The following is a 20985-nucleotide window of genomic DNA, read 5'->3' as shown; positions in this document are numbered from 1 at the left end:
TTAACCTTCCTCGGTGTCAGTGGTTTTTTTGCTATTTTCTTTTAGTCCTGCACAGCGCTTTGCCCGGCGATGATCAAGACCAAATTGATCCAGCACGCGTGCGACAATATGATCGGTAACGTCATCAATATGAGTGGGGTGGTTATAATAAGCGGGCATGGGGGGAACCAATGACACCCCCAATTTCGAGAGCGCGAGCATATTTTCCAAGTGAATAGTGCTCAACGGCGTTTCTCTGGGAACCAACACCAACTTCCGCCCTTCTTTGATAATCACATCCGCCGCTCTGCCAATAAGCCCTTCTGCATAACCGGCTCGAATACCCGCCAACGTTTTCATACTGCAGGGAATAATGATCATGCCGTCCGTATGAAAAGAACCTGAAGAGATCGTGGCGGCCTGATCGGCAGAACCGTGCGTCACGTCGGCCATCGCCATCACGTCATGCACGGTGAGATTTGTTTCGAGTTCAATGGTCGTTTTGGCCCACTTACTCAAGATCAAATGCGTCTCTATGCCCTCCATGTCTTTTAGCGCCTGAAGCAACGCAGTACCCAGCGGCGCCCCGGTCGCGCCCGTCATCGCGATCACTAATCTCATACAATACCTCACAAAGTTCGTATACGAACGATTTATCAAATCTAGTCCCGAGATAGCGATAAAACAAGTGGGCAATATGTAACTGTTCGTAAACGAACAACTTTCCGGGCAGGTATCCCTTATCGGCTTATTTTGTTATATTGATATTATTGTTAGCTTTTTTCCTTTCAGGGAATAATGTATGAACAGAACGCTGGCCAATACTTTTTTCCACCTCATTCGCGAACTGCTTCAGGATCATAGTGCTCAATGGCAAAAATCGCTTCCTGAACTCAGCAAACAACAATATTCCATTCTGGCCACCGTTTCAGAAACGCCGGGCATTGAACAAATCGAATTAATGGAAGCGGCGATCAGCAGTAAAGCCGCGCTGGCCGAATTGCTAGGCCGCATGGAAGGAAAAGGTCTATTAAAACGGGAAGCCGGCGAGCATGATAAGCGCCGCCGATTTATTTACCTGACGCCTGCTGGGCAGGCGCTGTTCGAAGCCAGCCGCCCCATCGCCGACGCGATTGATAATATGTATCTCGAACGAGTCAATAAAGACCAACATGAGTCGGCGCTTTTCGTTTTAAAGACGATGATAGGGAAGCAATAAATTCACTGCGCCAACAGCGGAAGCTGAAAGCATAAAAAAAGACGCCCGCAGGCGTCTTTTTTATCGCGTTAACTGAAGCTCTGGGCAATCAGTTCACTTTCACCGGCATGCCGGAACGGGCCTTGATCGCCGCGTCCACTTCGCTCTGGTTGACGCCGGCGTCCATCAGCACTTTGCCGACCGGCGCGGAGATGGTCAACGGCACCGGATCCTTGGATTGCAACTGCTCTTCGTTGGCCGACAGCGGGTTGTGCACTTCCACGTAGCGCGAGCCGTCCGGTTCGACGGTGGCCTTCATCGGTTCGTTGATGAACTGCACGCGGGTGCCTACCGGCACGTTCTGGAACAGGTACTTGATGTCGTCGGCGCGCAGACGCACGCAGCCGTGGCTCACGCGCAGGCCGATGCCGAAGTTGGCGTTGGTGCCGTGAATGGCATACAGACGGCCGACATACAGCGCATACAACCCCATCGGGTTATCCGGGCCGGCCGGGAACACCGCAGGCAGGATCTCGCCGTCAGCCGCGTATTCGGCGCGCATTTTGGCGGTCGGCGTCCAGGTTGGGCCGTCTTTCTTGCGCTGCACGGTGGTGGTCCAGTTCAGCGGGGTGTCTTTACCCAGCTGGCCGATGCCGATCGGCAGCACCACCACGGTGTTGGAGCCTTTCGGGTAATAGTACAGACGCATTTCGGCGCTGTTGATGATGATGCCTTCACGCGGCGCGTCCGGCAGGATCAGCTGCTGCGGGATAGTCAGGGTGCTGCCGGCCTTCGGCAGGAACGGATCCACGCCCGGGTTGGCCTCCAGCATGTTGCTCAGCCCCATCTGATACTGGGCGGCGAAGCTTTCCAGCGGCAGTTTGCTGTCTTCCGGTACGGTGATTTGGATATTCTCGCCCACCAAACGGCTGTCTTTTGGCGGCAGCGGGTAAACGACGGCGAAGGCAGCCTGGCTGAATGCAACCAGTGCCGTAAACAGGGTTAATAACGCGCGAATGCTCATTTTCATCTTCGTGTTGGTCAAGGCCACTGGCGATTATGGGTATTGGTTTCTACGGCCACTTTGCCCCGTTGAATTTCAGCCGGCAGCTGACGGCGCTGCGGCCTGAAAAACCAGGGGGGATTTGACCGGATGCGCATTATATGTGCACATCAATCAAAGTGTGAACCATTACCGATGTAATATCGCAATTTTTTGTAACCTGACGCGCCACGCCGGCGATTTTTTGCGAGAACCGCCGCCTAGCTGGCGGCGGCCAACGCTTCCTCCCGCCGTATCGGAATCAGATATTCACAGCGGATCGCCGCGCCACCGAGCGGGCAACTGCCCTCCTGCGCCGGGTAGAAACGCTCGATATCCTGCCCTGGCCGGCGAATGGCGTTCATCTGCGGCATGGCGGTGTCATACAGCCGGACAATAAAGTTTTGTAACCCTTCCGCCTGTCCCTGGTAGGTGAAACGGGCATACTCGCCCTGCTCGATAGTCACCCGCTCTCCCGGCGCCCCTTCGTCCGGCAGAGCGGCGGTGTAGGCCATGCGCGGGCTGCCCCGGCGGCGCCGGTCAACTTCCAGACTGGTGAGGCCGTATACCACCTCCGGCAGCGCCTGCGGCTGCAGCAACTGCCGCCAGGCGTGGCGGCGCAGCTCACACTTGGAGGCCGCCAGTTGCCCCAGCGTAAAACTGCGGCGCTGGGTATGGCCCACCAACTGCATGGCGGGCAGCGTCACGATATCGGCCTGCGGCAATGGCGCTTCGGTCAGGCGCAGCGGCGGCTGTAGCCCATAGCTCGACCAATCCTGGCTGCGACGATAGCTGGCCGGCGGCAGACCGAACTGCTTGCGGAAGCAACGGGTGAAGGTCTGCTGCGAATCGAACTGGTAAGTATCGGCGATGCAGGCCACGCTGGTGCCGGTCAGGCGCAGTTCACGCGCGGCGGCGGTCAGCCTTCTGCGGCGCGCGTAGGTGCCGAGAATATGGCCGGTATGCTGCTTGAACATCCGCTGCAAATGCCATTTGGAGTAGCCGGACTTGGCGGCGATGTCGTCCAGCGTCAGCGGCTGATCCAGGCTCTGCTCGATCCAGGCCAGCAGCTGTTCAATCACCTGTTGCTGGTGCATGGTGTTCCCCTTATTTGATCAATAACGTCTGCGCCAATACCCGCCCTGCGGCTTCATCGGCGGCCACCAGTACCGGATAGCCCCAGAATTTGGCGCCGTATTCGGCGAATGCTTCCGCCGCCGCGCGTTTGGCGTCGTCCGGCTCCAGCATGATCATGCCTTTCACCCACCGCTTCAGCGCCTCGCGGTTATCACGTTTCCACAGCGCCACCTGGGTGCGAGCATCGCGGTCATGTTCTTGTTCTTCATCGCCGACGCTGCGGTCGGTGAGCAGAACAAAAGGCTCGGCGCGCGCCAGCAGCGCGCTGAATTCGGCCAGCTCGGCCTGGGTATCGCGTCCGTTTCGGCGCATCCACACCAGCGGAAAGTCGGCGGTATCCAATGACATAATCAGTTTCCTCGCGAAAGGGTTTAGAACTGGCGCTTACTTTATCGGCACCGGCGCTAGACCGCATTGCGCAATCAGGACATAATACTTTTCAATTCCGCCAAATTGAGAACTATTCTCATGAAAGTACAGATCCCCCGCCACTGTCTGGATATCGATCAGGTGCCGCGCCCGCTGTTTGCCCTGCAAGGTTCGACTCTCGAGCAGGATTGGGAAGTCGAGCCGCACCGCCACCGGAAGGCGCAACTGATCTACACCGTGCGCGGCATGATCCGCTGCGAAGTGGAAAACGGGCTGTGGCTGGTGCCGCCGCAGTGCGCGCTGTGGATGCCGGGCAACGTGTTGCACAACGCCCAGGGCGCCGGCTCCACCGAGGCCTACTGCCTGTTCGTCGATCAACATGCCGCCGTCGGCCTGCCGCAAAGCTGCTGCACGCTGTCGGTCTCGCCGCTGCTGCGCGAGCTGCTGCTGCAGGCCAGCACCTTCGAGCCGCTTTACGACGAACAGGGCGCCGAGGGGCGTCTGACGGCGGTATTGCTGGATCAGTTGGCGGCCGCGCCGATCGAGAATCTGCATCTGCCGGTGTCCGACGACGCGCGCATCCGGCAGTTGACCGAAGGCATGCTGAGCAGCCCGGCGGACAAATCCACCCTCGGGCAGTGGGCGCAGCGCATCGGCATGAGCGAACGCTCCCTCAGCCGCACCTTGCAACAGCAGATGGGCATGAGCTTCGGCCACTGGCGGCGCCAGCTGCACGTAATGCTGGCGCTGCAGCGCTTGACGCAGGGCGAGAGCGTACAGACGGTGGCGCTGGATTTGGGCTACGAGAGCGCCAGCGGCTTCGTCACCATGTTCAGAAAGGCGGTGGGCAAACCGCCGGCGCGCTATCTGGCGGAGCGCAACGCCTCTGGAGAGACCCTGGGCGGTGCGATCACCATGTAAAAAAGCCGGCGCAGGCGCCGGCTTGGAGCAGGTGAAAATCAGAAGTCGTAGAACACCGTTATCCAGGTGGAATCCGGCTCGTTGTCGCTGCTGTTGGCCAGCGTGCGCTCCACATACACCGACAGACCGTAACCGATGGTGGTGCCCGCGCCAAGATAGACGTGGTTGGCGTGATACGCCTCGTCTCCCTTCAGCCGCAGCGAGTCCGCCGCCACATAAGGCTGGACGGATTTGAGAAACGGCTTGTCGATATTGAAGGTGTAACCGACGAAGCCTTCCAGCCCGTAGCCGTCACCGGCGAAGAAGTGCGACAGCGTGCGCTGGCGGGTGCTCGGCACATAATCTTTGTAGTAGCTGGCGGTACCGACGATATACCAGTTATTCGGCTGCCAGGTTAACGCGGTGCCGGACAGCTGCTGGTGATAATCTTTTTCGCTGTACAGATTATCTTTGATCTTCGCATCGGTATAACTGTAGGCGGCGCTGAAGGTGAAGTCTTTCGTCACCTTGTAATCGAAGCCCAGCCCGCCGCCGCCTTTGCGACGATAAATCAGGTTATCCGCGGTGTGCAGATCGTCTTCCGGCAATAAATAGTTGGCGTACAGCGTGACCGGCCCGAAATCATTGGTGTATTTGATGCTGTTTTTCGGTTTATTGCCGCCGTCATAGTCGCCGGAAATACCGATGCCGGTGCCGCCCGCATGGCCATCGTTATCCCAGACGTCGCTTTTGATGCCGACCACCGAATAATAGATGCCGTATTGATGGCCATAGGTCAGGGTGCCGTAACGATCGTCTTTGAAGCCGGCGTACAGCTGGCGCTGATAGTCGCGCTTGCCGTCTTCGTTATAGTGCCCGTCCCAGCTGAGCGCGTGCGCCAGATCGACGCCCCACTCGTAATAGCCGATGATCGAGGTGTCCTGCGTCAGCGCATAATCGCCGCTGAAGCGAAAACGCGTGCCGCCGTCGTGGCCGTTTTTGTCATAGCCCGGCTCCGGGCCGTTATTGAAGATCCACTCGGGGCGAATGCTGCCGCCCACCTTTAAACTGAGCGGCGCCAGCAACACATTGCTCTGCGGGTTTTTATCCAGAATGGTGATCTCGGCCTGCGCGCCGGCGGAAATCGCCGACAGCAAGACGCCGCCAATGAATATTGGCGTTGTATTTTTTCTCATTATTACCCCTGCCCGAAAAAATTATTGTTATAAACGCGGTGGTCTTAAGCCACGCAGAAATAATTAACCGATGTGAACAGCGCACGCAAGATATAAAAATTCACGCCATAACCTGCCATTATTTTAGGTTGGATTTAATTTCAGCAAAAACGTGTTCACCTGTAACACGGAGAAAAACAATGTAATAACCGCAGCACGAAATAAACCAATCCGCACGTTTCACCCAAAATAACCCTTCGTGATTATCTGGGAATAATGATAGCAAATAACAAAAAAATATTATTGCCGCAGGTAAACCGTCACGCGAGGGAATTAATTAAAGGCGGGAAATAACGACGGAGCGCATTGCGCGCTCCGGGGAAAATCTCACTACTGCGCCAGCCAGCCGCCGTCCATGTTCCAGGCGGCGCCGCGCACCTGCGCCGCCGCATCGCTGCACAGGAATAGCGCCAGCTCACCGAGTTGCTCCGGCGTGACGAACTCTTGCGAAGGCTGCTTCTCCGCCAACAGCTCATCGCGCGCCCGCTGCGGATCGGTACCGGCAGCGATGCGCTTGTCGATCTGCTGCTGCACCAGCGGCGTCAGCACCCAGCCGGGGCAAATGGCGTTGCAGGTGACGGGCGTGCGGGCGGTTTCCAGCGCCAGCGTCTTGGTCAGCCCCACCACGCCGTGCTTGGCCGCCACATAGGCCGACTTGTCTTTCGACGCCACCAGCCCGTGCACCGACGCTACGTTGATGATGCGCCCCCAGTGGCGCTCGCGCATCCCCGGCAGCGCCAATCGGCAGGTATGGAACACCGCCGACAGGTTGATGGCGAGGATGGCGTTCCATTTATCCACCGGGAACTGATCCAGCGGCGCCACGTGCTGAATGCCGGCGTTGTTCACCAGAATGTCCACGCCGCCGAACTCGCGTTCGGCATAGTGCATCATGTCCGCTATCTGGGCCGCATCGCCGAGATCGGCGCCGTGATACCCCGGCGCGGCGCCCAGCCGGGCAACCTGCGCTTGCGCCTGCTCCACCTCACCGAAGCCGTTGAGGATCACGCGCGCGCCGGCGGCGGCCAGCACGGACGCTATTCCGAGGCCGATGCCGCTGGTCGAGCCGGTCACCAGCGCGGTCTTGCCTTGTACACTCATGGTATCGCTCCTTTAAACAATGCCGGTCAGGTAGAACACGCCGATCACGAACAGCACCGCGGCGCTCTTGATCAGGGTGATGGCGAAGATGCCGCCATAGGCCTGCCGGTGGCTGAGGCCGGTGATCGCCAGCAGGGTGATCACCGCGCCGTTGTGCGGCAAGGTATCCATGCCGCCGCTGGCCATCGAGGCCACCCGGTGCAGCACTTCCAGCGGGATATGCGCGGCGTGGGCGGCGGCCACGAAGTTATCGGCCATCGCCGCCAGCGCGATGCTCATGCCGCCGGAGGCCGAGCCGGTGATGCCGGCCAGCAGGGTGACGCTGATCGCTTCGTTCAGCAGCGGATTGGGGATCGCCGACAGCGCCTGCGACAGCACCAAAAAGCCCGGCAGCGCGGCGATCACCGCGCCGAAGCCGTATTCGGAGGCGGTGTTCATCGCCGCCAGAATTGCGCCGCCGACCGCCGTCTTGCTGCCTTCCGCCAGCCGGCCGCGAATATTGCCAAAGCCGAACGCCACCACCAGTAGAATACCCGACACCAGCGCCGCTTCCACCGCCCAGATGGCGGTGATCTTCGCCACATCGGTGGTGATGGGCTTGGCCAGCCCCGGCAGCGTCAGATCGTGGCTGGCGCCGTACCACTGCGGGATCCAATGGGTGAAGGCCAGGTTGAATACCCCGACCAAAATCAACGGCAGGATGGCGATCAGCGGATTCGGCAGGTTGATATCGTCCGGGGTTTCCGGTTCGTTCAGCAGCTCGGTGCCGTAACCCTCCCCCTTCAACTGCGCCTTGCGCCGCTGGCGTTCAAGATACAGCAGGCCGACCACGATGATGAACAGCGAGCCGATCAGCCCTAGCCAGGGCGCGGCCCAGGCGTTGGTGCCGAAGAAGCTGGTCGGGATGATGTTTTGGATCTGCGGCGTGCCGGGCAAGGCGTCCATGGTGAAGGAGAAGGCGCCGAGTGCCACGGTGGCCGGGATCAGCCGCTTGGGGATGCCGCTCTGGCGGAACAGCTCGGCGGCGAACGGATAAACCGCGAACGCCACCACAAACAGCGACACCCCGCCGTAGGTCAGCAGCGCGCACACCAGCACGATCACCGGAATGGCGTGGCGCCGGCCGAGAATGCGGATCGCCGCCGCGACGATCGAACGGGAAAAACCGGACAGTTCGATCAGCTTGCCGAATACCGCCCCCAGCAGGAACACCGGGAAATAAAGCTTCACGAAGCCGACCATTTTCTCCATAAACAGCCCGGTAAAGGTCGGCGCCACCGCGCCGGGGTCGGTCAACAGCACCGCGCCCAGCGCGGCGATCGGGGCGAACAAAATCACGCTGTAGCCGCGGTAGGCGGCCAGCATCAGTAATCCCAGTGCTGCCAGGGCAATCAAAACGCTCATCAGGCACCTCGCTATCGTTGTTATTGTCAGGTACGGCGTGCGAAATTAAGGTTTCAGCGCAAAGCGCAGCTGATGCGCCCGGCGCCGATGAATGCGTTCCCTGCGCGCTTCATCCCACAGATAAAATCCCCGGCCGCTGCGCTGGCCGGTATCGCCGCGCTGCAGCCGCTGTTCAACCAGCGCCATCATCTCGTCGCCGGTCGCCAGTTCCGGGAACAGGTGGCGGGCGATGTCCGCCACCGTCGGGAGCCCGGTCATGTCGGCGGCCTCCAGCGGGCCAACCATGGCGTAGCGCCGCCCCAGCGAGGCGCGCATCACCTGATCCACCACCTCGGCGCTGGCGATGCCGCTGTGGACGATGTGCAGCGCCTCGCGCAGCACCGCAAACTGCAGCCGGTTGCCGACAAACCCCGGCGCGGCGCGCTCCAGCAGCACCGCCTCAAGATCCATCTCGCCGAGCAGCGCCTGCACCGCCGCCAGATGACGCGGTTCGGTGGCGCTGCCGGGCACGATCTCCACCAGCGGGATCAGGTGCGGCGGGTGCCAGAAATGGGCGATCAGCAGGCGCTGCGGATGGGTCATGCGCGCCGCCAGCTCGTCTGGCGGCAGGCCGCTGGTGTTGCTGGCGATCACCGCGTCGTCGGCGATCAGCCCTTCCAGCTGCTCATACAGCGCATGCTTCAGCTCGAGCCGTTCCGGGATCGCCTCAATAAGCAGCCGGGCACGCACCACCGCGTTCAGATCGCCGGTCACGCGCAGCCGCGCCAGCGCCGCGTCGCGTTCGCCGCGATCAAACTGCCCGACGTCGCTCAGCTCGGCCAGAATGCCGCTCGCCACCGCCGGCGCTTCCGCCCGGCGCTGCGGATCCGGTTCATACAGCAGCACCTCATGGCCGTGGCGAATAAAGTGGGTGGCGATGCCCACCCCCATCAGCCCGGCGCCCAGTACCGCATAGTCAGATGACTGCATGGTGCCCTCCTCGGTTGTTTACGGGCGCTCTACCGCCAGCGCCACCCCCTGCCCACCGCCGATGCACAGCATCGCCAGCCCCTTGTTCACCTCGCGGCGCTGCATTTCGAACAGCAGCGACACCAAAATGCGGCAGCCGGACGCGCCGATCGGATGCCCCAGCGCGATCGCTCCGCCGTTGACGTTGACCCGCTCCGCCTCCCAGCCCAGTTCTTTGCCCACCGCCAGCGCCTGCGCGGCGAAGGCTTCGTTGGCTTCGATCAGATCGACCTCCTCCAGCCGCCAACCGGCTTTTTCCAGGCAGCGGCGCGCGGCTGGCGCCGGGCCGATGCCCATGATCGCCGGATCGACGCCCGACGAGGCGTAACCGGCGATGCGCGCCAGCACCGGCAAACGCAGCGCGGCGGCTTTTTCCGCGCTCATCAGCAGCACCACGGCGGCGCCGTCGTTGAGCGACGAGGCGTTGCCGGCGGTCACCGTGCCCTCTTTGCGAAACGCCGGGCGCAGCCGCGCCAGCGCCTCCAGGCTGGTGTCGCGCGGCTGTTGGTCACGCTCGACCCGCAGCGCCTCGCCCTTCGGCTGCGGCACCGTCACCGGCGTGATCTCCTGCACGAAACGCCCGGCCTGCTGCGCCGCCAGCGCCTTCTGCTGCGAGCGCAGCGCGAACCTGTCTTGTTCTTCTCTGCTGATGGCGTATTTCTCCGCCAGGTTCTCGGCGGTGATGCCCATGTGATAGTCGTTGAACGCGTCCCACAGGCCATCGTGGATCACGCTGTCCACCATCTGCGCGTGACCGAGGCGCAGGCCGGCGCGCGCGCCGGCCATCAGGTAAGGCGACTGGCTCATGCTTTCCTGGCCGCCGGCGATCACCGCGTCGGCGTCACCGCTGCGGATCGCCTGCACCGCCAGATGCACCGCCTTCAAACCGGAGCCGCACACCTTGTTGATGGTCAGCGCCGGCGTCGTAACGGGCAGCCCGGCGTTGAGCGCGGTCTGGCGCGCCGGATTCTGCCCGCAGCCAGCGGTCAGCACCTGGCCGAGGATCACTTCATCGATCTGCTGCGGCGCCACGCCGCTTTGCGCCAGCAGCCCCTGCACCGCCGCCGTGCCCAGTTCCACCGCCGTCAGCGGCGCCAGCGCGCCGTGAAAACTGCCGACCGGCGTGCGCGTCGCCGCCACGATCACCACTTCACGTTGTTGCACATTCACCTCCCGTCTCAGAAACGCATTTCCGGCACTTGCTCCGGCACGATCAGCCGGCCGGCGGTTTTGGCGACAATCTCCGCCACGCTGACGCCCGGCGCGCGTTCGCGCAGCACGAAGGCGCCGTCTTCAATTTCCAGGTAGGCCAGATCGGTCAATACCTTGCGGATGCAGCGGGCGCCGGTCAGCGGCAGCGTGCAGCGCGGCAGCAGCTTGGACTCGCCGCCCTTCGCGGCGTGGGTCATCACCACGATGATGTTCTCCGCCCCCGCCACCAGATCCATCGCGCCGCCCATGCCCTTGACCATCTTGCCGGGGATCATCCACGAGGCGATGTTGCCTTCGACGTCCACTTCAAACGCCCCCAGCACGGTCAGATCGACATGGCCGCCGCGGATCATGGCGAACGACTGCGCCGAATCGAAAATAGACGCGCCGAGGCGCGCGGTGACCGTCTGCTTGCCGGCGTTGATCATGTCGGCGTCCAGCTGCTGCTCGGTCGGGAACTCGCCCATTCCCAGCAAGCCGTTTTCCGACTGCAGCATCACGTCCATGCCCGCCGGCACATAGTTGGCCACCAGCGTCGGGATGCCGATGCCCAGGTTGACGTAGTAACCGTCTCTCAGCTCTTGCGCCACGCGCTGCGCCATTTGTTCACGGGTAAGCATGCGAATTCTCCTTATGCCCGCAGGGTGCGTTGTTCGATACGCTTCTCGAAGGTGCCCTGGATCAGCCGATCGACGTAGATGCCGGGGGTGTGGATCGCCGCCGGATCCAGTTCGCCCGGCGCCACGATCTCTTCCACTTCCACCACCGTGATGCGCCCGGCGGTCGCCATCAGCGGATTGAAGTTCTGCGCGGTGTGACGGTAGATGACGTTGCCGAAGTGATCGGCCTTCCAGCCTTTAACGATGGCGAAATCGCCGGTGATGGCGGTTTCCATGATGTAAGGGCGGCCGTTGAACTCGCGCACCTCTTTGCCTTCGGCGATCGGCGTGCCGTAACCGGTGGCGGTGAAGAACGCCGGGATGCCGGCGCCGCCGGCGCGGATCTTCTCCGCCAGCGTGCCCTGCGGCGTAAGATCCACCTCCAGCTCGCCGCTGAGCGCCTGCTGCTCGAACAGCGCGTTTTCGCCGACGTACGATCCCACCACCTTGCGGATCTGATGGGTTTCCAGCAGCCGCCCGAGGCCGAACCCGTCGACGCCGCAGTTGTTGGAGACCACCGTCAACCCGCGCACGCCGCGCCGGCGGATCTCTTCGATCAGATTCTCCGGGATGCCGCACAGGCCAAAGCCGCCCGCCAGCACCGTCATGTTGTCCGTCAGGCCTGCCAGCGCTTCCTGGTAGCTGCCGACGCGTTTGTCGAGCCCTGCCATATCGTTGCCCCTGCATGTTGCGGCGCAGGGCGAAATGCCCTGGCTTGCGTGAGGGCATCTTCAGGTCACAAAAATGATTTGTTAATTTTGTTTTTATGCCGCATTCATTTATAATTTTTATTAATTACTCGTTAACTGACAATTAACAAAGAGTTAACGCCAACCAAAATGAAAATGAGCATCAAACAGTTACGCGCGTTTTTAGCGGTAGCTCACACTCTGAATTTCGCCCAGGCCAGCGAGCGGCTGAATATTTCTCAGCCGGCGCTCAGCCTGGCGATCCGTGGGCTGGAAGACGCGCTGGGCGGGCCGCTGCTGCTGCGCACCACCCGCCGGGTGGCGCTGACGCCGGAGGGCGAAACCTTCTTCCCGATGGCGCGCCAGCTGCTGGCGGATTGGGACAACGCGGAAGAGGCGATGCGCCAGCGCTTCACCCTGCAGATGGGCAAGGTGGCGATCGCCGCCATGCCGTCGTTCGCCGGCAACCCGCTGCCGCCGATCCTCAAGGCGTTTCGCGATCGTTACGCCGGCATCAACGTGGCGGTGCACGACGTCATCAACGAGCAGGTGTTTGAAATGATCCGCGAAGGCCGGGTGGAGATGGGTATCGCCTTCGAGCCGGAGCCGAGCGACACCCTGCACTTCACCCCGCTGTGCCGCGATCGCTTTCTGGCGGTGGTGCCGAAGGATTCGGCGCTGGCACGCAGGGCGCAGGTGAGCTGGAAGGAGCTGCTGACGCTGGATTTCATCACCCTGCAGCGGCCATCGGCGGTGCGGCTGCTGCTGGAGCAGGAGCTGGCCCGCAGCGGGCGAACGCTGGAGGTGGCGTTTGAGAGCCACCAGTTGGTGACGGTCGGGCGCATGGTGGCCAACGGCCTCGGCGCCAGCGCGGTGCCGGCGCTGTGCGAGCAACAGATGGATGAGCTGGGAGCGGTGTGCGTGCCGCTGATCGGCCCGATCATCGAACGGCGCGTGGGCCTGATCCGCCTGGCGCAGCACCAACTCTCTTCCGCCGCGCAGGCGCTGGCGACGGTAATCGAACGGGAGATGGCGGGGAGTGGCGAGTAAAGCGGCACCAGCATTTTCAGATGATTCTCCGATCGAGAGCGTGAGCCAGAACCTGTTACCACCCTGTAGAAAATGTTAAGTTTCCTAAAAATAAGGAGGCTTTTCGACATGGAACAGAAGTCCAGCAGCATCGCACCGGGCTATTGCATCGCCCAACAAACCGGCCCGCTCGCCTTACACGCCAACTATCTGTTCGGTGGCAAGCCATCGGAAGCGGTACGCTTTTTTATGCAGCTCAATGCCGATACGCCGCTGGTTCAACCGGGGCAAATGCTGATCGTCGCCGATCCGCGCAATCATAACCAATCTACGCAGATCGCCGCCCTGATGCAGGCCAAGAGCCGCACCAGCAAAGCGGTGAAAGCCGGTGACAGCGATTTCTCCACCTTCTTGCACCGCAATTACGCCGCTATCGCCGCCTTCACCAGCTATGGGGAAACGGTCGTCGGGCTGGCTTCGGATGCCGGAGAACGCTACTTCAGCCAGATCAAAAATATCCTGGTCGAGATTGAAAAAACCTACCAAAATCAGTTCCGCACGAGTGGCGCGTTGATTGGCACCCAGTTTCAGGTGGAACGAGCGCGGCTGTTCGGTACATTAAAACCGTTACTGAATCGCCTTACTCGTGCTCAACTCAATATGAAAGAGTATGCGCAAATCAAACACGCGCTAGGGCTCTCCAGTAAATCGCTGGTGCATGAATGGAGCACCGCCGGCGTCGGCGCCATCAAGGGTTATTCGAACTACGTCGACAGCGCCAGCCGGGCGGCCAAGTTTATGAAAGCCGGCGGCTGGATCGGCATCGGATTGAGTGGGCTGAATACCACCAACGACGTCTACAACGCCTGCACCACCGGTCGCGAACAGGAGTGCGCCAAGATCGCGGTGAAGGGATACAGTCATTTTGCGGCAAGTACTGCGGCGGGAATTTGGGCAGGGAATGCAGGTGCAGGTCTTGCGATTGCAGCTTGTTCAATTGTGTTGGGTGCAGCAACAGCAGGAACAGGTGTGATCGTTTGTGGTATCGCTGGAGCCGCTATAGGAGGCGCCGCAGGATCCACACTGGGTGGCATGGGTTCCGATTATTTGACGACGTTAGTGGTAGGTGAATGATGAAATTTATCGTCATATCGTGTTTGATATTGCTGGTTTTAAGCGCCTTCATCCAGTTCATTGGTTACCGTCGCCATAAAAAAGAGTTTGATGCTTTCTATCAACGTTACGCCGGCAGCGGACATTTTATTCCGCCCTACGTCGCCTTTGCCGATAGCCTCGGCATGCTTGGAACCTCATTGAAAGCACAGTGGTTTCTTTGGATTCTGAAAAGGAAAAAAATAAAAATAAGGGATCAAGTTTGGCTCGATGCGAAAACCTACGATTTCGTGCAAAAAAACGCCTCTCCTGAGCTACAGAAGTGGCTGGCGATGGACTTTATACTTTTGCTCGTAGAAGCCATTATTACCACCGTGGGCTGTATTTTTATTTATCTCATCAAAATCAACGTATAAAAATGATCAATTATATTGAGTCTTACATAAAAGAGATAAAACTCTTAGTGGTATTACTATTCTTTCTTTTCCTTCTTATCGCTATTATCCAATTTATTTACTATCGACTTCATAAAAAAGAGTTTGATCTCTTTTATCAACACTATGTGGTGAGTAAACACCCTGTTCCACTTTTTGTCGTGATAGCGGACAACCTTAACTTCATCGGTGTTTCACTAAAAGCCCAGTGGTTTCGTTGGATTTTGAACAACCGGAAATTAAAACTGACTCGCAACGTTTGGCTAAGCCCCAAAACCTACGATTTCGTTCGAGCAGCTTCATCACCAAGGTTAAAAAATTGGATCCGTAATGATTTCAGATTATTAATGTTACAAGGAGCACTCTTAATCATCATGTGTCTCCTGAACTATCTCCTGAAGTCGGTCTAATCTCCCTCCACCGCCTGCACCGCCGCCTTCTGCGTGGCACGCTGATATAAGCACAGCTCCCTGCCCGGCTGGTTTTTCATAAACGGCTGCGGGTAGCGCCCGCCGATAAACAGCGCCGAATAGCCGACGTCATCACCGTAGTGAATAATCTCCCCTTCCACCCTGGCGTTTTTTAGCCCGCTGGCTTTCAGGCAGGCGGCGCGCATCGCCCGTTCGCTCTCGGCCCACGCCTGTGGGGAAGACGCGGTGGCGTGGAACGCGGCCAGCGCGGCGATAAGCAGCCCTATTCTCTTCATCGTTATCTCTCCTTCTACGGCCCATCTCGCCAGTATAGACCGTGCCGACCCGGCCAACCCGCCGCGCTCTTTACGGCATTTTTATTCCGCACCCCGTTAACGTTACGGCGTTTTTACAGACAGTTTTTGCCGCCGCAGATACCCTTTTCACATCGCCGCTATGGCCTCACAAGAGAGTTGTCTCATGCGTTTATCCCTGCCTCTGGCCGTGACCGGTCTTCGTTCTGGAGCGCGCCATGCATTCTAATATCATCGGGTTCAATCCTCTGCTGGCGGAGCTGCCCGCATCGCCGACGCGCACCTTCCGCAAAGAGCTGGAACACTACCTGCAGCGCTATCCGGATACCGAACAGCTGGATATTTATCTGCACGATCTGAACGGCCAGCTGCGCGGCAAGCGCCTGCCGATCGCCGAAGCCTTTGGCCTGGAAAAAGGCTGCTACTTCCCGCTGTCGATCTACGCCCTGGATCTGCACGGCCGGGTGATAGAAGAAAGCGGGCTGGGGCAGCGGGCGGGCGAGCCGGATCGGCTGTGCCTGCCGGTGCCCGGCACGCTGCGCCCCTGCGCGCGCGATCCCGAACGCCACGCCCAGCTGCTGCTGACGATGCAAAACGCCGACGGCGACGCCTGCGAGCTGGAGCCGCGCGTGGTGCTGCAACGGGTGCTGAAGCGCCTGCACGAGCGCAACTGCTTCCCGGTGGTGGCGGCCGAACTGGAGTTCTACCTGCAGGATCCGCAGCGCCCCGCCGAGGCGGAAGCCTGCCCGACGCAGAGCTTCGCGGTGGATGCGCCCGAGCGCCACCATGCGCTGCTGAGCGACATCGAACGGCACGCGCGGCTGCAAAGCCTGCCGCTGACCGGCGTGGTGGCCGAAGCCGCTTCCGGCCAGTACGAGCTGAACCTGCATCACAGCCGGCGCGTGCTGGAAGCCTGCGACCAGATCATGGCGCTGAAGCGCCTGACGCGGCAGATTGCCGAGCAACATCACCAGCACGCCTGCTTTATGGCCAAGCCCTGCGCCCATGCCGCCGGCAGCGGGCTGCATTTTCACATCAGCCTGCAGAACGAGCACGGCGAGAACCTGCTGACCGGCGCGCCGGGTGAACTGAGCGACAACATGCAGCAGGCGATGGCGGGCATGCTGGCGCTGATGCCGGCGTCGATGGCGATCCTGGCGCCCAACATCAACGCGTTTCGCCGCTTCCGCCCCGGCATGCACGTGCCGCTGCGCGCCTCCTGGGGCCACAACAATCGCACGGTGGCGCTGCGCCTGCCCTGCGCCGACAGCGCCAATCAGCGCATCGAATACCGCCTGGCCGGCGCCGACGCCAACCCCTATCTGGCGCTGGCGGTGATGCTCGGCGGCCTGCTGCACGGGCTGGAACACCCGCTGCCGCTGCCGCCCGCCGCCAACGGCTGCGAAAGCGACAACGCCGCACCCTTGCCGCTCGGCCAGCAGGAGGCGCTGGCGCTGTTCCGCCACAGCGATCCGCTGCGCGAGCTGCTCGGCCCGGCGTTCTGCACCCTGTGGCACACCTGCAAAAGCGCCGAACTGCGCCGCTTCGAGGAACAGGTCACCGCCGCCGAACTCGGCTGGATGCTGTAACCATCCACTGATTCGTTAACCTAAGGATAATCATGAACATGCAACCGCAATTGGCCCCCGTACAGCCGCTGCTCTGCTGGCGCAAAGGCGTTTTTCATATCAGCACCGATCGGCAGTTATTGGATATCGAGGCGATCCAGCGTTTCCTCAGCCTGCCGGATCGGGCGGCGGCGGAGCGCCTGGCGCGCCACGGCCTGTGCTTTGGCCTGTACCGCAAACGCCACCAGCTCGGCTTCGCCCGTATGGTGACCGATTACGCCACCTTCGCCTCGGTGAGCGAGCTGTTCGTCAGCGCCGAATACCGCGGCGTCGGGCTGGGAAGCTGGCTGACGCGCTGCTGCCTGGCGCATCCGGCATTGCGCGGCCTGCGCGTCACGCTGCCCGTGCTGCAAGCGCCCTGGCGCGCCGACTGCGCGGCGCACGCCCCGCGCGCCCTGCACTGATAAGGAGAATCCGATGTCTCGTTTGGTGCTGATTTCCAACAAGCAGTGCGACGGCAAGGATCTGGCCTGCGCCGGCCGGACGCTGGCGGCCGACGCCGAACCGGGGCTGTGGCTCGGCTGGAACGGCGACGTGCAGAATTTCGCGCAGCGCCCGATCAGTTGCCGCCAACGCGCCGGTTACGATCAGGTGACCTTCCCGCTGTCGATCGAGGAGTTTCGCCGCCACTATCAGGGCTACTACCACGACGGCCTGTGGCCGGTGTTCCACAACCAGCCGGAGAAGGCGCACTTCACGCCGGAAAACTACCGCGCCTACCGGCAGCTGAACTGCCGTTTCGCCGATATCGCCTGCGAGCACCTGTGCCCGGGCGACATCGTCTGTATCGACGACTACCAGCTGCTGCCCTGCGCCCAGGCGTTGAAGGAGCAGGGGCTGCTGAATGCCTGCGCGTTCTTCTTCCACCTGCCGTTCCCGTCGGCGGCGCTGCTGCGGCGCATCCCGGAACATCGTCAGCTGATCGCTTCGCTGCTGTTCTACGATCTGATCGGCTTTACCACCACGGACGATCGCAACGCCTTTCTCAGCTGCCTGTCAGGCGAGTTCCCGTTGGAGATGCTGCCCGACGACCAGATCCAGGCCAACGGGCATCTCTTCGCCACCGGCATTTTCCCCGCCGGCATCAACGGCAGGCAGGTTTATTAATGTTACGGCGCGCGCGGTATTCAGGCGCGCCGTTTTATTTCGCTGCGATTTATTTCCACCGCATTTACCGCCATCAAAATAGGTTATTTTATTTTCTGAATATAGCGATTAAAAAATGAATATTCATCCTGTTACATATCAACCGTAAAAACCGCGCGCCGCCAATTGCTTTTTATTAGCAAAACACATTACCCTCTCCGTGCCATATTTAAACCGAGGAGGGCCCTATGGGCGATGAAAGTTTTAGTTTTACGCTAATGCTATTGGGCACCTTTCAGTAATGCCATCCACGTTGCATTCTGAAAGATACGGAATGCGGCAACCGCTCCCCTTCTGACGGCCTTTCCCGCTCTGCCTGCCCGCCCATCGCCCCGCTGCGAAAACAACGTTTGTCTCAACCGCTGTGGCGGTATTTATCTGATGTCGCCGGGAGCATTACCCGAGCGCCGACGGATTTCTTATGGGAAAAATAAGGTATTGCGTTATGCAAAATAACCGGGGTACATCTGTTTTCAGAAAGTCTTATTTAAATGACTTTATCGTTATCGCCATCGGCGTTTTCTTCATTGCCTTTTTTATTCGCGCATGGGGCGACATGCACGGCAACTTCAATGAACAAAACGTCTCTGCCATTAGTCTCGATGCCTGGAACCTGCTTTATTATTCGCTCAGAACCAGCATGCGTTTTCTCCTCGGTATGGCCTGGTCGCTGCTGTTTTCTGTGGTGTTCGCCGTGCTGGCCGCGCGCTATGCGCCGCTGCGCCGGGTGATCCTGCCCTTCGTCAACTTTATGGAGTCGGTGCCGCTGGTGGGGTTCCTGACCTTCACGACCGTGTACTTTCTCAACCTCTACCCACACAGCGTGATGGGGCTGGAGTGCACCGCCATCTTCGCGGTGTTTACCGGCCAGGCCTGGAACATGATGCTGACGCTGTATCAGACGCTGCGCATCGTGCCCAAGGAGCTGGACGAAGCCGCCCGCAGCTTCAATTACAACCCGTGGCAACGCTTCTGGCGGCTGGAATTCATCTATTCGGTGCCGGGCCTGCTGTGGAACGCCATGGTGTCGCAATCCGCCGCCTGGTTCGCCCTGGTGGCCTCCGAAGCCATTCCGGTCGGCGATCGCTCGGTCGAACTGCCCGGCGTCGGCTCCTATATCGCCGAAGCGCTGGCGCAGCAGAACGTGCCGGCGATCCTGTATGCGATCGTCGCGCTGGCCGCCAACATCGTGCTGCTCGATCAGCTGGTGTTCCGCCCGCTGGTGCGTTACACCGCCCGCTTCAAATACGAAGACGTCACCGCCAATCGGGCGCTCGGCAATCCGTGGTTTTACAACAGCCTGGCCTTCTCGCACGTCGGCGCGGCGCTCGGCCGCACGCTGCGCGCGCTGGCTGACCTGTGGCTGTTCAAGCTGCCGCGGCTGTGGTACGCCCTCGGTCTGCACCGCCTGTTCAGGCTCGCCGCCAAAGGCAACTGGCTGTGGCGCAGCCTGTGGTATCTCGGCGTGGTGTTGGCCTGCGTGTGGTTCGGCTATCAGTTGTGGGAATACTTCCCCAAACAGTACTTCGCCATGCTGCCGGAGTGGATGTTGCTCACCACCGCGCGCGTGGCCGCGGCCATGCTGCTCAGCGTGGCGATCTTCACGCCGCTGGGGGTGTGGATCGGCCTGAATCCGCGCCTGGTGAAGATCTTCCAGCCGATCATCCAGATCCTGGCGGCCATTCCGCCCAACATTTTCTACCCGCTGATCGCCGCCTTCATCGCCATTTATCATCAGGATCTCGGCTGGTGGGCCATTCCGATGATCATGCTGGGCACCCAGTGGTACGTATTGTTCAACGTGATCGCCGGCGTTTCCGCCATTCCGACGCAGATCACCGAAGTCAGCGAAACCTTCGGCCTGCGCCGTTTCCGCTGGTGGCGCTACTACATGCTGCCGGCGATCTTCCCCTATATCGTGACCGGCATCATCTCCGCCGCCGGCGGCGCCTGGAACAGCGCCATCGCCGCCGAAGTGATCCAGTGGGGCAGCACCACCCTCAGCGCCACCGGGCTGGGCGCGTTCATTTCCGTCGTCACCGACGCCGGCAAGAACCCGGAGTCCGCACTGGGCTGTGCCGCGATGTGCGCGCTGGTGGCGCTGTGCATCATCTTCGTCTGGCAACCGCTGTATCGCATCGCGGAAACCAAATTCAAATATGACTGATCAAGGGGGAACCACATGCTGACTCAAGACGTGATTATCAGCGCCCGTCGGTTGAACAAAACGTTTATCGGCGAAAACAAGCGCTCCACCCCCGTGCTGCGCGACGTGTCGCTGACCGTGCACGCCGGCGAGTTCGTCACCATTCTGGGGCAATCCGGTTCGGGCAAGTCCACGCTGCTGCGCATGCTGGCCGGGCTGATCCCGCCGGACAGCGGCACGCTCACCCTGGCGGGCAAACCGGTCTGCGGCCCGAGCGCCAACGCCGGCATGGTGTTTCAGTCCTACGCGCTCTACCCCTGGCTGACGGTGTACGACAACATCGCCTTCGGCCTGCTGGCGCAAAAGCTGCCGCCGCAGACGATCGCCGAGCGGCTAGGGGCGCTGCTGCGCCTGGTGGGGCTGAGCGGCTATGAGCACGCCTGGCCGCGCGAGCTGTCGGGCGGAATGCGCCAGCGCGTGGGCTTCGCCCGGGCGTTGGCGGTAGAGCCCGATGTCTTGCTGCTGGACGAGCCCTTCTCCGCCCTCGATATCTTTACCGCGCAAAAACTGCGCAGCGATCTGCTGGCGCTGTGGGGAGACAACCGGCTGCGCACGCGTGCCATGGTGATGGTGACGCACGACGTCGAAGAGGCGGTGTTGATGTCCGATCGGGTGCTGATCCTGGACGCGACCAGCAAACGGATCGATGACGAATTCAGCATCAATATTCCCCGCGCGGCGCGCAACCGGGGCAGCCTGCGGCACCTCACCGATCGGATCCGCAGCTGCCTGTACAAAAAAATCGCGCAGGCGCAACCGGCCGGATAAGGCC

At 60.7% G+C, this 20985-nt stretch carries 21 protein-coding genes and 1 pseudogene; 10 read left to right on the top strand and 12 right to left on the bottom strand.

Going from position 1 to position 20985, the window contains the following annotated elements; genetic code table 11:
- On the bottom strand, positions 1-600 hold the full coding sequence (locus AC2CGQ_RS17590) for a non-oxidative hydroxyarylic acid decarboxylases subunit B (RefSeq protein WP_484593794.1): 600 nt from the start codon (positions 598-600) through the stop codon (positions 1-3).
- Between the two features lie 181 nt (positions 601-781).
- On the opposite strand from AC2CGQ_RS17590, the gene AC2CGQ_RS17585 reads away from it, so the two are divergent.
- Positions 782-1198, top strand: a complete 417-nt coding sequence (locus AC2CGQ_RS17585) for a MarR family winged helix-turn-helix transcriptional regulator (RefSeq protein ID WP_004933256.1) — start codon at positions 782-784, stop codon at positions 1196-1198.
- 91 nt (positions 1199-1289) lie between these two features.
- On the opposite strand, the pseudogene AC2CGQ_RS17580 reads toward AC2CGQ_RS17585, so the two are convergent.
- From AC2CGQ_RS17580 to AC2CGQ_RS17570, 3 genes and pseudogenes are all read right to left on the bottom strand, one after another.
- Positions 1290-2207: pseudogene (locus tag AC2CGQ_RS17580) on the bottom strand (L,D-transpeptidase family protein); the annotation flags it as partial.
- Between the two features lie 233 nt (positions 2208-2440).
- Positions 2441-3316: a helix-turn-helix domain-containing protein gene (locus AC2CGQ_RS17575; protein ID WP_033631697.1), complete on the bottom strand. Its 876-nt coding sequence runs from the start codon at positions 3314-3316 to the stop codon at positions 2441-2443.
- Positions 3317-3326: 10 nt separating this feature from the next.
- Entirely contained in the window at positions 3327-3704 is a 378-nt protein-coding gene (locus AC2CGQ_RS17570; RefSeq protein ID WP_172575128.1) for a hypothetical protein, read from the bottom strand.
- 120 nt (positions 3705-3824) lie between these two features.
- Between AC2CGQ_RS17570 and AC2CGQ_RS17565 the strand changes: the two genes are divergently transcribed.
- Positions 3825-4646: an AraC family transcriptional regulator gene (locus AC2CGQ_RS17565; RefSeq protein WP_021504183.1), complete on the top strand. Its 822-nt coding sequence runs from the start codon at positions 3825-3827 to the stop codon at positions 4644-4646.
- Positions 4647-4684: 38 nt separating this feature from the next.
- Here AC2CGQ_RS17565 and AC2CGQ_RS17560 read toward each other — a convergent pair whose 3' ends face one another.
- The 7 genes from AC2CGQ_RS17560 to AC2CGQ_RS17530 form a co-directional block, all read right to left on the bottom strand.
- The gene (locus AC2CGQ_RS17560; RefSeq protein ID WP_031299792.1) at positions 4685-5821 is read right to left on the bottom strand and encodes a porin; all 1137 of its coding nucleotides are present in this window, start codon (positions 5819-5821) and stop codon (positions 4685-4687) included.
- A 369-nt stretch (positions 5822-6190) separates the two neighbouring features.
- A complete protein-coding gene (locus tag AC2CGQ_RS17555) occupies positions 6191-6961 on the bottom strand; it encodes a 3-hydroxybutyrate dehydrogenase (RefSeq protein ID WP_021504185.1) in 771 nt (256 codons plus the stop codon).
- A gap of 12 nt (positions 6962-6973) precedes the next feature.
- The gene (locus AC2CGQ_RS17550; protein WP_414946596.1) at positions 6974-8368 is read right to left on the bottom strand and encodes a GntP family permease; all 1395 of its coding nucleotides are present in this window, start codon (positions 8366-8368) and stop codon (positions 6974-6976) included.
- Positions 8369-8410: 42 nt separating this feature from the next.
- A complete protein-coding gene (locus tag AC2CGQ_RS17545; RefSeq protein WP_484593793.1) occupies positions 8411-9334 on the bottom strand; it encodes a 3-hydroxyacyl-CoA dehydrogenase family protein in 924 nt (307 codons plus the stop codon).
- Positions 9335-9352: 18 nt separating this feature from the next.
- Positions 9353-10537: an acetyl-CoA C-acetyltransferase gene (locus AC2CGQ_RS17540; protein ID WP_484593792.1), complete on the bottom strand. Its 1185-nt coding sequence runs from the start codon at positions 10535-10537 to the stop codon at positions 9353-9355.
- Positions 10538-10551: 14 nt separating this feature from the next.
- Positions 10552-11205 carry a CoA transferase subunit B gene (locus AC2CGQ_RS17535; RefSeq protein ID WP_015376496.1) on the bottom strand — a complete coding sequence of 218 codons (654 nt, stop codon included), beginning with the start codon at positions 11203-11205 and terminating at the stop codon, positions 10552-10554.
- 11 nt (positions 11206-11216) lie between these two features.
- Positions 11217-11915 carry a CoA transferase subunit A gene (locus AC2CGQ_RS17530; RefSeq protein WP_004933280.1) on the bottom strand — a complete coding sequence of 233 codons (699 nt, stop codon included), beginning with the start codon at positions 11913-11915 and terminating at the stop codon, positions 11217-11219.
- 168 nt (positions 11916-12083) lie between these two features.
- On the opposite strand from AC2CGQ_RS17530, the gene AC2CGQ_RS17525 reads away from it, so the two are divergent.
- The 3 genes from AC2CGQ_RS17525 (at position 12084) to AC2CGQ_RS17515 (ending at position 14491) form a co-directional block, all read left to right on the top strand.
- Positions 12084-12983, top strand: coding sequence for a LysR family transcriptional regulator (locus tag AC2CGQ_RS17525; RefSeq protein ID WP_484593791.1), 900 nt, complete (start codon positions 12084-12086; stop codon positions 12981-12983).
- Between the two features lie 108 nt (positions 12984-13091).
- The gene (locus tag AC2CGQ_RS17520) at positions 13092-14096 is read left to right on the top strand and encodes a hypothetical protein (RefSeq protein WP_484593790.1); all 1005 of its coding nucleotides are present in this window, start codon (positions 13092-13094) and stop codon (positions 14094-14096) included.
- Positions 14093-14491 carry a hypothetical protein gene (locus AC2CGQ_RS17515; RefSeq protein WP_370531232.1) on the top strand — a complete coding sequence of 133 codons (399 nt, stop codon included), beginning with the start codon at positions 14093-14095 and terminating at the stop codon, positions 14489-14491. The genes AC2CGQ_RS17520 and AC2CGQ_RS17515 overlap by 4 nt, the downstream gene beginning before the upstream one ends.
- Positions 14492-14915: 424 nt before the next feature.
- Here AC2CGQ_RS17515 and AC2CGQ_RS17510 read toward each other — a convergent pair whose 3' ends face one another.
- Complete coding sequence (locus AC2CGQ_RS17510; protein WP_025305145.1) at positions 14916-15215, bottom strand: hypothetical protein; 300 nt, start codon at positions 15213-15215, stop codon at positions 14916-14918.
- 236 nt (positions 15216-15451) lie between these two features.
- Between AC2CGQ_RS17510 and AC2CGQ_RS17505 the strand changes: the two genes are divergently transcribed.
- The 5 genes from AC2CGQ_RS17505 (at position 15452) to AC2CGQ_RS17485 (ending at position 20981) form a co-directional block, all read left to right on the top strand.
- Positions 15452-16822 (top strand): glutamine synthetase family protein, encoded by a 1371-nt coding sequence (locus AC2CGQ_RS17505; RefSeq protein WP_033641727.1) that lies wholly within the window; start codon positions 15452-15454, stop codon positions 16820-16822.
- Positions 16823-16854: 32 nt separating this feature from the next.
- Positions 16855-17265 carry a GNAT family N-acetyltransferase gene (locus AC2CGQ_RS17500; RefSeq protein WP_015376489.1) on the top strand — a complete coding sequence of 137 codons (411 nt, stop codon included), beginning with the start codon at positions 16855-16857 and terminating at the stop codon, positions 17263-17265.
- Positions 17266-17278: 13 nt separating this feature from the next.
- A complete protein-coding gene (locus tag AC2CGQ_RS17495) occupies positions 17279-17968 on the top strand; it encodes a trehalose-6-phosphate synthase (protein WP_103687314.1) in 690 nt (229 codons plus the stop codon).
- A 484-nt stretch (positions 17969-18452) separates the two neighbouring features.
- The gene (locus AC2CGQ_RS17490; protein ID WP_060558479.1) at positions 18453-20174 is read left to right on the top strand and encodes an ABC transporter permease; all 1722 of its coding nucleotides are present in this window, start codon (positions 18453-18455) and stop codon (positions 20172-20174) included.
- Positions 20175-20189: 15 nt separating this feature from the next.
- Positions 20190-20981, top strand: coding sequence for an ABC transporter ATP-binding protein (locus tag AC2CGQ_RS17485; RefSeq protein WP_099981755.1), 792 nt, complete (start codon positions 20190-20192; stop codon positions 20979-20981).
- The last annotated feature ends 4 nt before the right edge of the window (positions 20982-20985 follow it).

The organism is Serratia sp. DFXYC6 (genome assembly GCF_057196085.1).
The sequence above is the reverse complement of the archived record's forward strand: the minus strand, read 5'-3'. Positions and strand labels throughout refer to the sequence as shown.

What these genes read in the sequence shown, in the direction of transcription:
- AC2CGQ_RS17535 (WP_015376496.1), bottom strand. Translation starts at nt 11,205, where the DNA reads ATGCTTACCCGTGAACAAATGGCGCAGCGCGTGGCGCAAGAGCTGAGA.
- AC2CGQ_RS17520 (WP_484593790.1), top strand. Translation starts at nt 13,092, where the DNA reads ATGGAACAGAAGTCCAGCAGCATCGCACCGGGCTATTGCATCGCCCAA.
- AC2CGQ_RS17515 (WP_370531232.1), top strand. Translation starts at nt 14,093, where the DNA reads ATGATGAAATTTATCGTCATATCGTGTTTGATATTGCTGGTTTTAAGC.
- AC2CGQ_RS17585 (WP_004933256.1), top strand. Translation starts at nt 782, where the DNA reads ATGAACAGAACGCTGGCCAATACTTTTTTCCACCTCATTCGCGAACTG.
- AC2CGQ_RS17570 (WP_172575128.1), bottom strand. Translation starts at nt 3,704, where the DNA reads ATGTCATTGGATACCGCCGACTTTCCGCTGGTGTGGATGCGCCGAAAC.
- AC2CGQ_RS17525 (WP_484593791.1), top strand. Translation starts at nt 12,084, where the DNA reads ATGAAAATGAGCATCAAACAGTTACGCGCGTTTTTAGCGGTAGCTCAC.
- AC2CGQ_RS17530 (WP_004933280.1), bottom strand. Translation starts at nt 11,915, where the DNA reads ATGGCAGGGCTCGACAAACGCGTCGGCAGCTACCAGGAAGCGCTGGCA.
- AC2CGQ_RS17590 (WP_484593794.1), bottom strand. Translation starts at nt 600, where the DNA reads ATGAGATTAGTGATCGCGATGACGGGCGCGACCGGGGCGCCGCTGGGT.
- AC2CGQ_RS17575 (WP_033631697.1), bottom strand. Translation starts at nt 3,316, where the DNA reads ATGCACCAGCAACAGGTGATTGAACAGCTGCTGGCCTGGATCGAGCAG.
- AC2CGQ_RS17560 (WP_031299792.1), bottom strand. Translation starts at nt 5,821, where the DNA reads ATGAGAAAAAATACAACGCCAATATTCATTGGCGGCGTCTTGCTGTCG.
- AC2CGQ_RS17565 (WP_021504183.1), top strand. Translation starts at nt 3,825, where the DNA reads ATGAAAGTACAGATCCCCCGCCACTGTCTGGATATCGATCAGGTGCCG.
- AC2CGQ_RS17545 (WP_484593793.1), bottom strand. Translation starts at nt 9,334, where the DNA reads ATGCAGTCATCTGACTATGCGGTACTGGGCGCCGGGCTGATGGGGGTG.
- AC2CGQ_RS17555 (WP_021504185.1), bottom strand. Translation starts at nt 6,961, where the DNA reads ATGAGTGTACAAGGCAAGACCGCGCTGGTGACCGGCTCGACCAGCGGC.
- AC2CGQ_RS17505 (WP_033641727.1), top strand. Translation starts at nt 15,452, where the DNA reads ATGCATTCTAATATCATCGGGTTCAATCCTCTGCTGGCGGAGCTGCCC.
- AC2CGQ_RS17495 (WP_103687314.1), top strand. Translation starts at nt 17,279, where the DNA reads ATGTCTCGTTTGGTGCTGATTTCCAACAAGCAGTGCGACGGCAAGGAT.
- AC2CGQ_RS17490 (WP_060558479.1), top strand. Translation starts at nt 18,453, where the DNA reads ATGCAAAATAACCGGGGTACATCTGTTTTCAGAAAGTCTTATTTAAAT.
- AC2CGQ_RS17500 (WP_015376489.1), top strand. Translation starts at nt 16,855, where the DNA reads ATGAACATGCAACCGCAATTGGCCCCCGTACAGCCGCTGCTCTGCTGG.
- AC2CGQ_RS17510 (WP_025305145.1), bottom strand. Translation starts at nt 15,215, where the DNA reads ATGAAGAGAATAGGGCTGCTTATCGCCGCGCTGGCCGCGTTCCACGCC.
- AC2CGQ_RS17485 (WP_099981755.1), top strand. Translation starts at nt 20,190, where the DNA reads ATGCTGACTCAAGACGTGATTATCAGCGCCCGTCGGTTGAACAAAACG.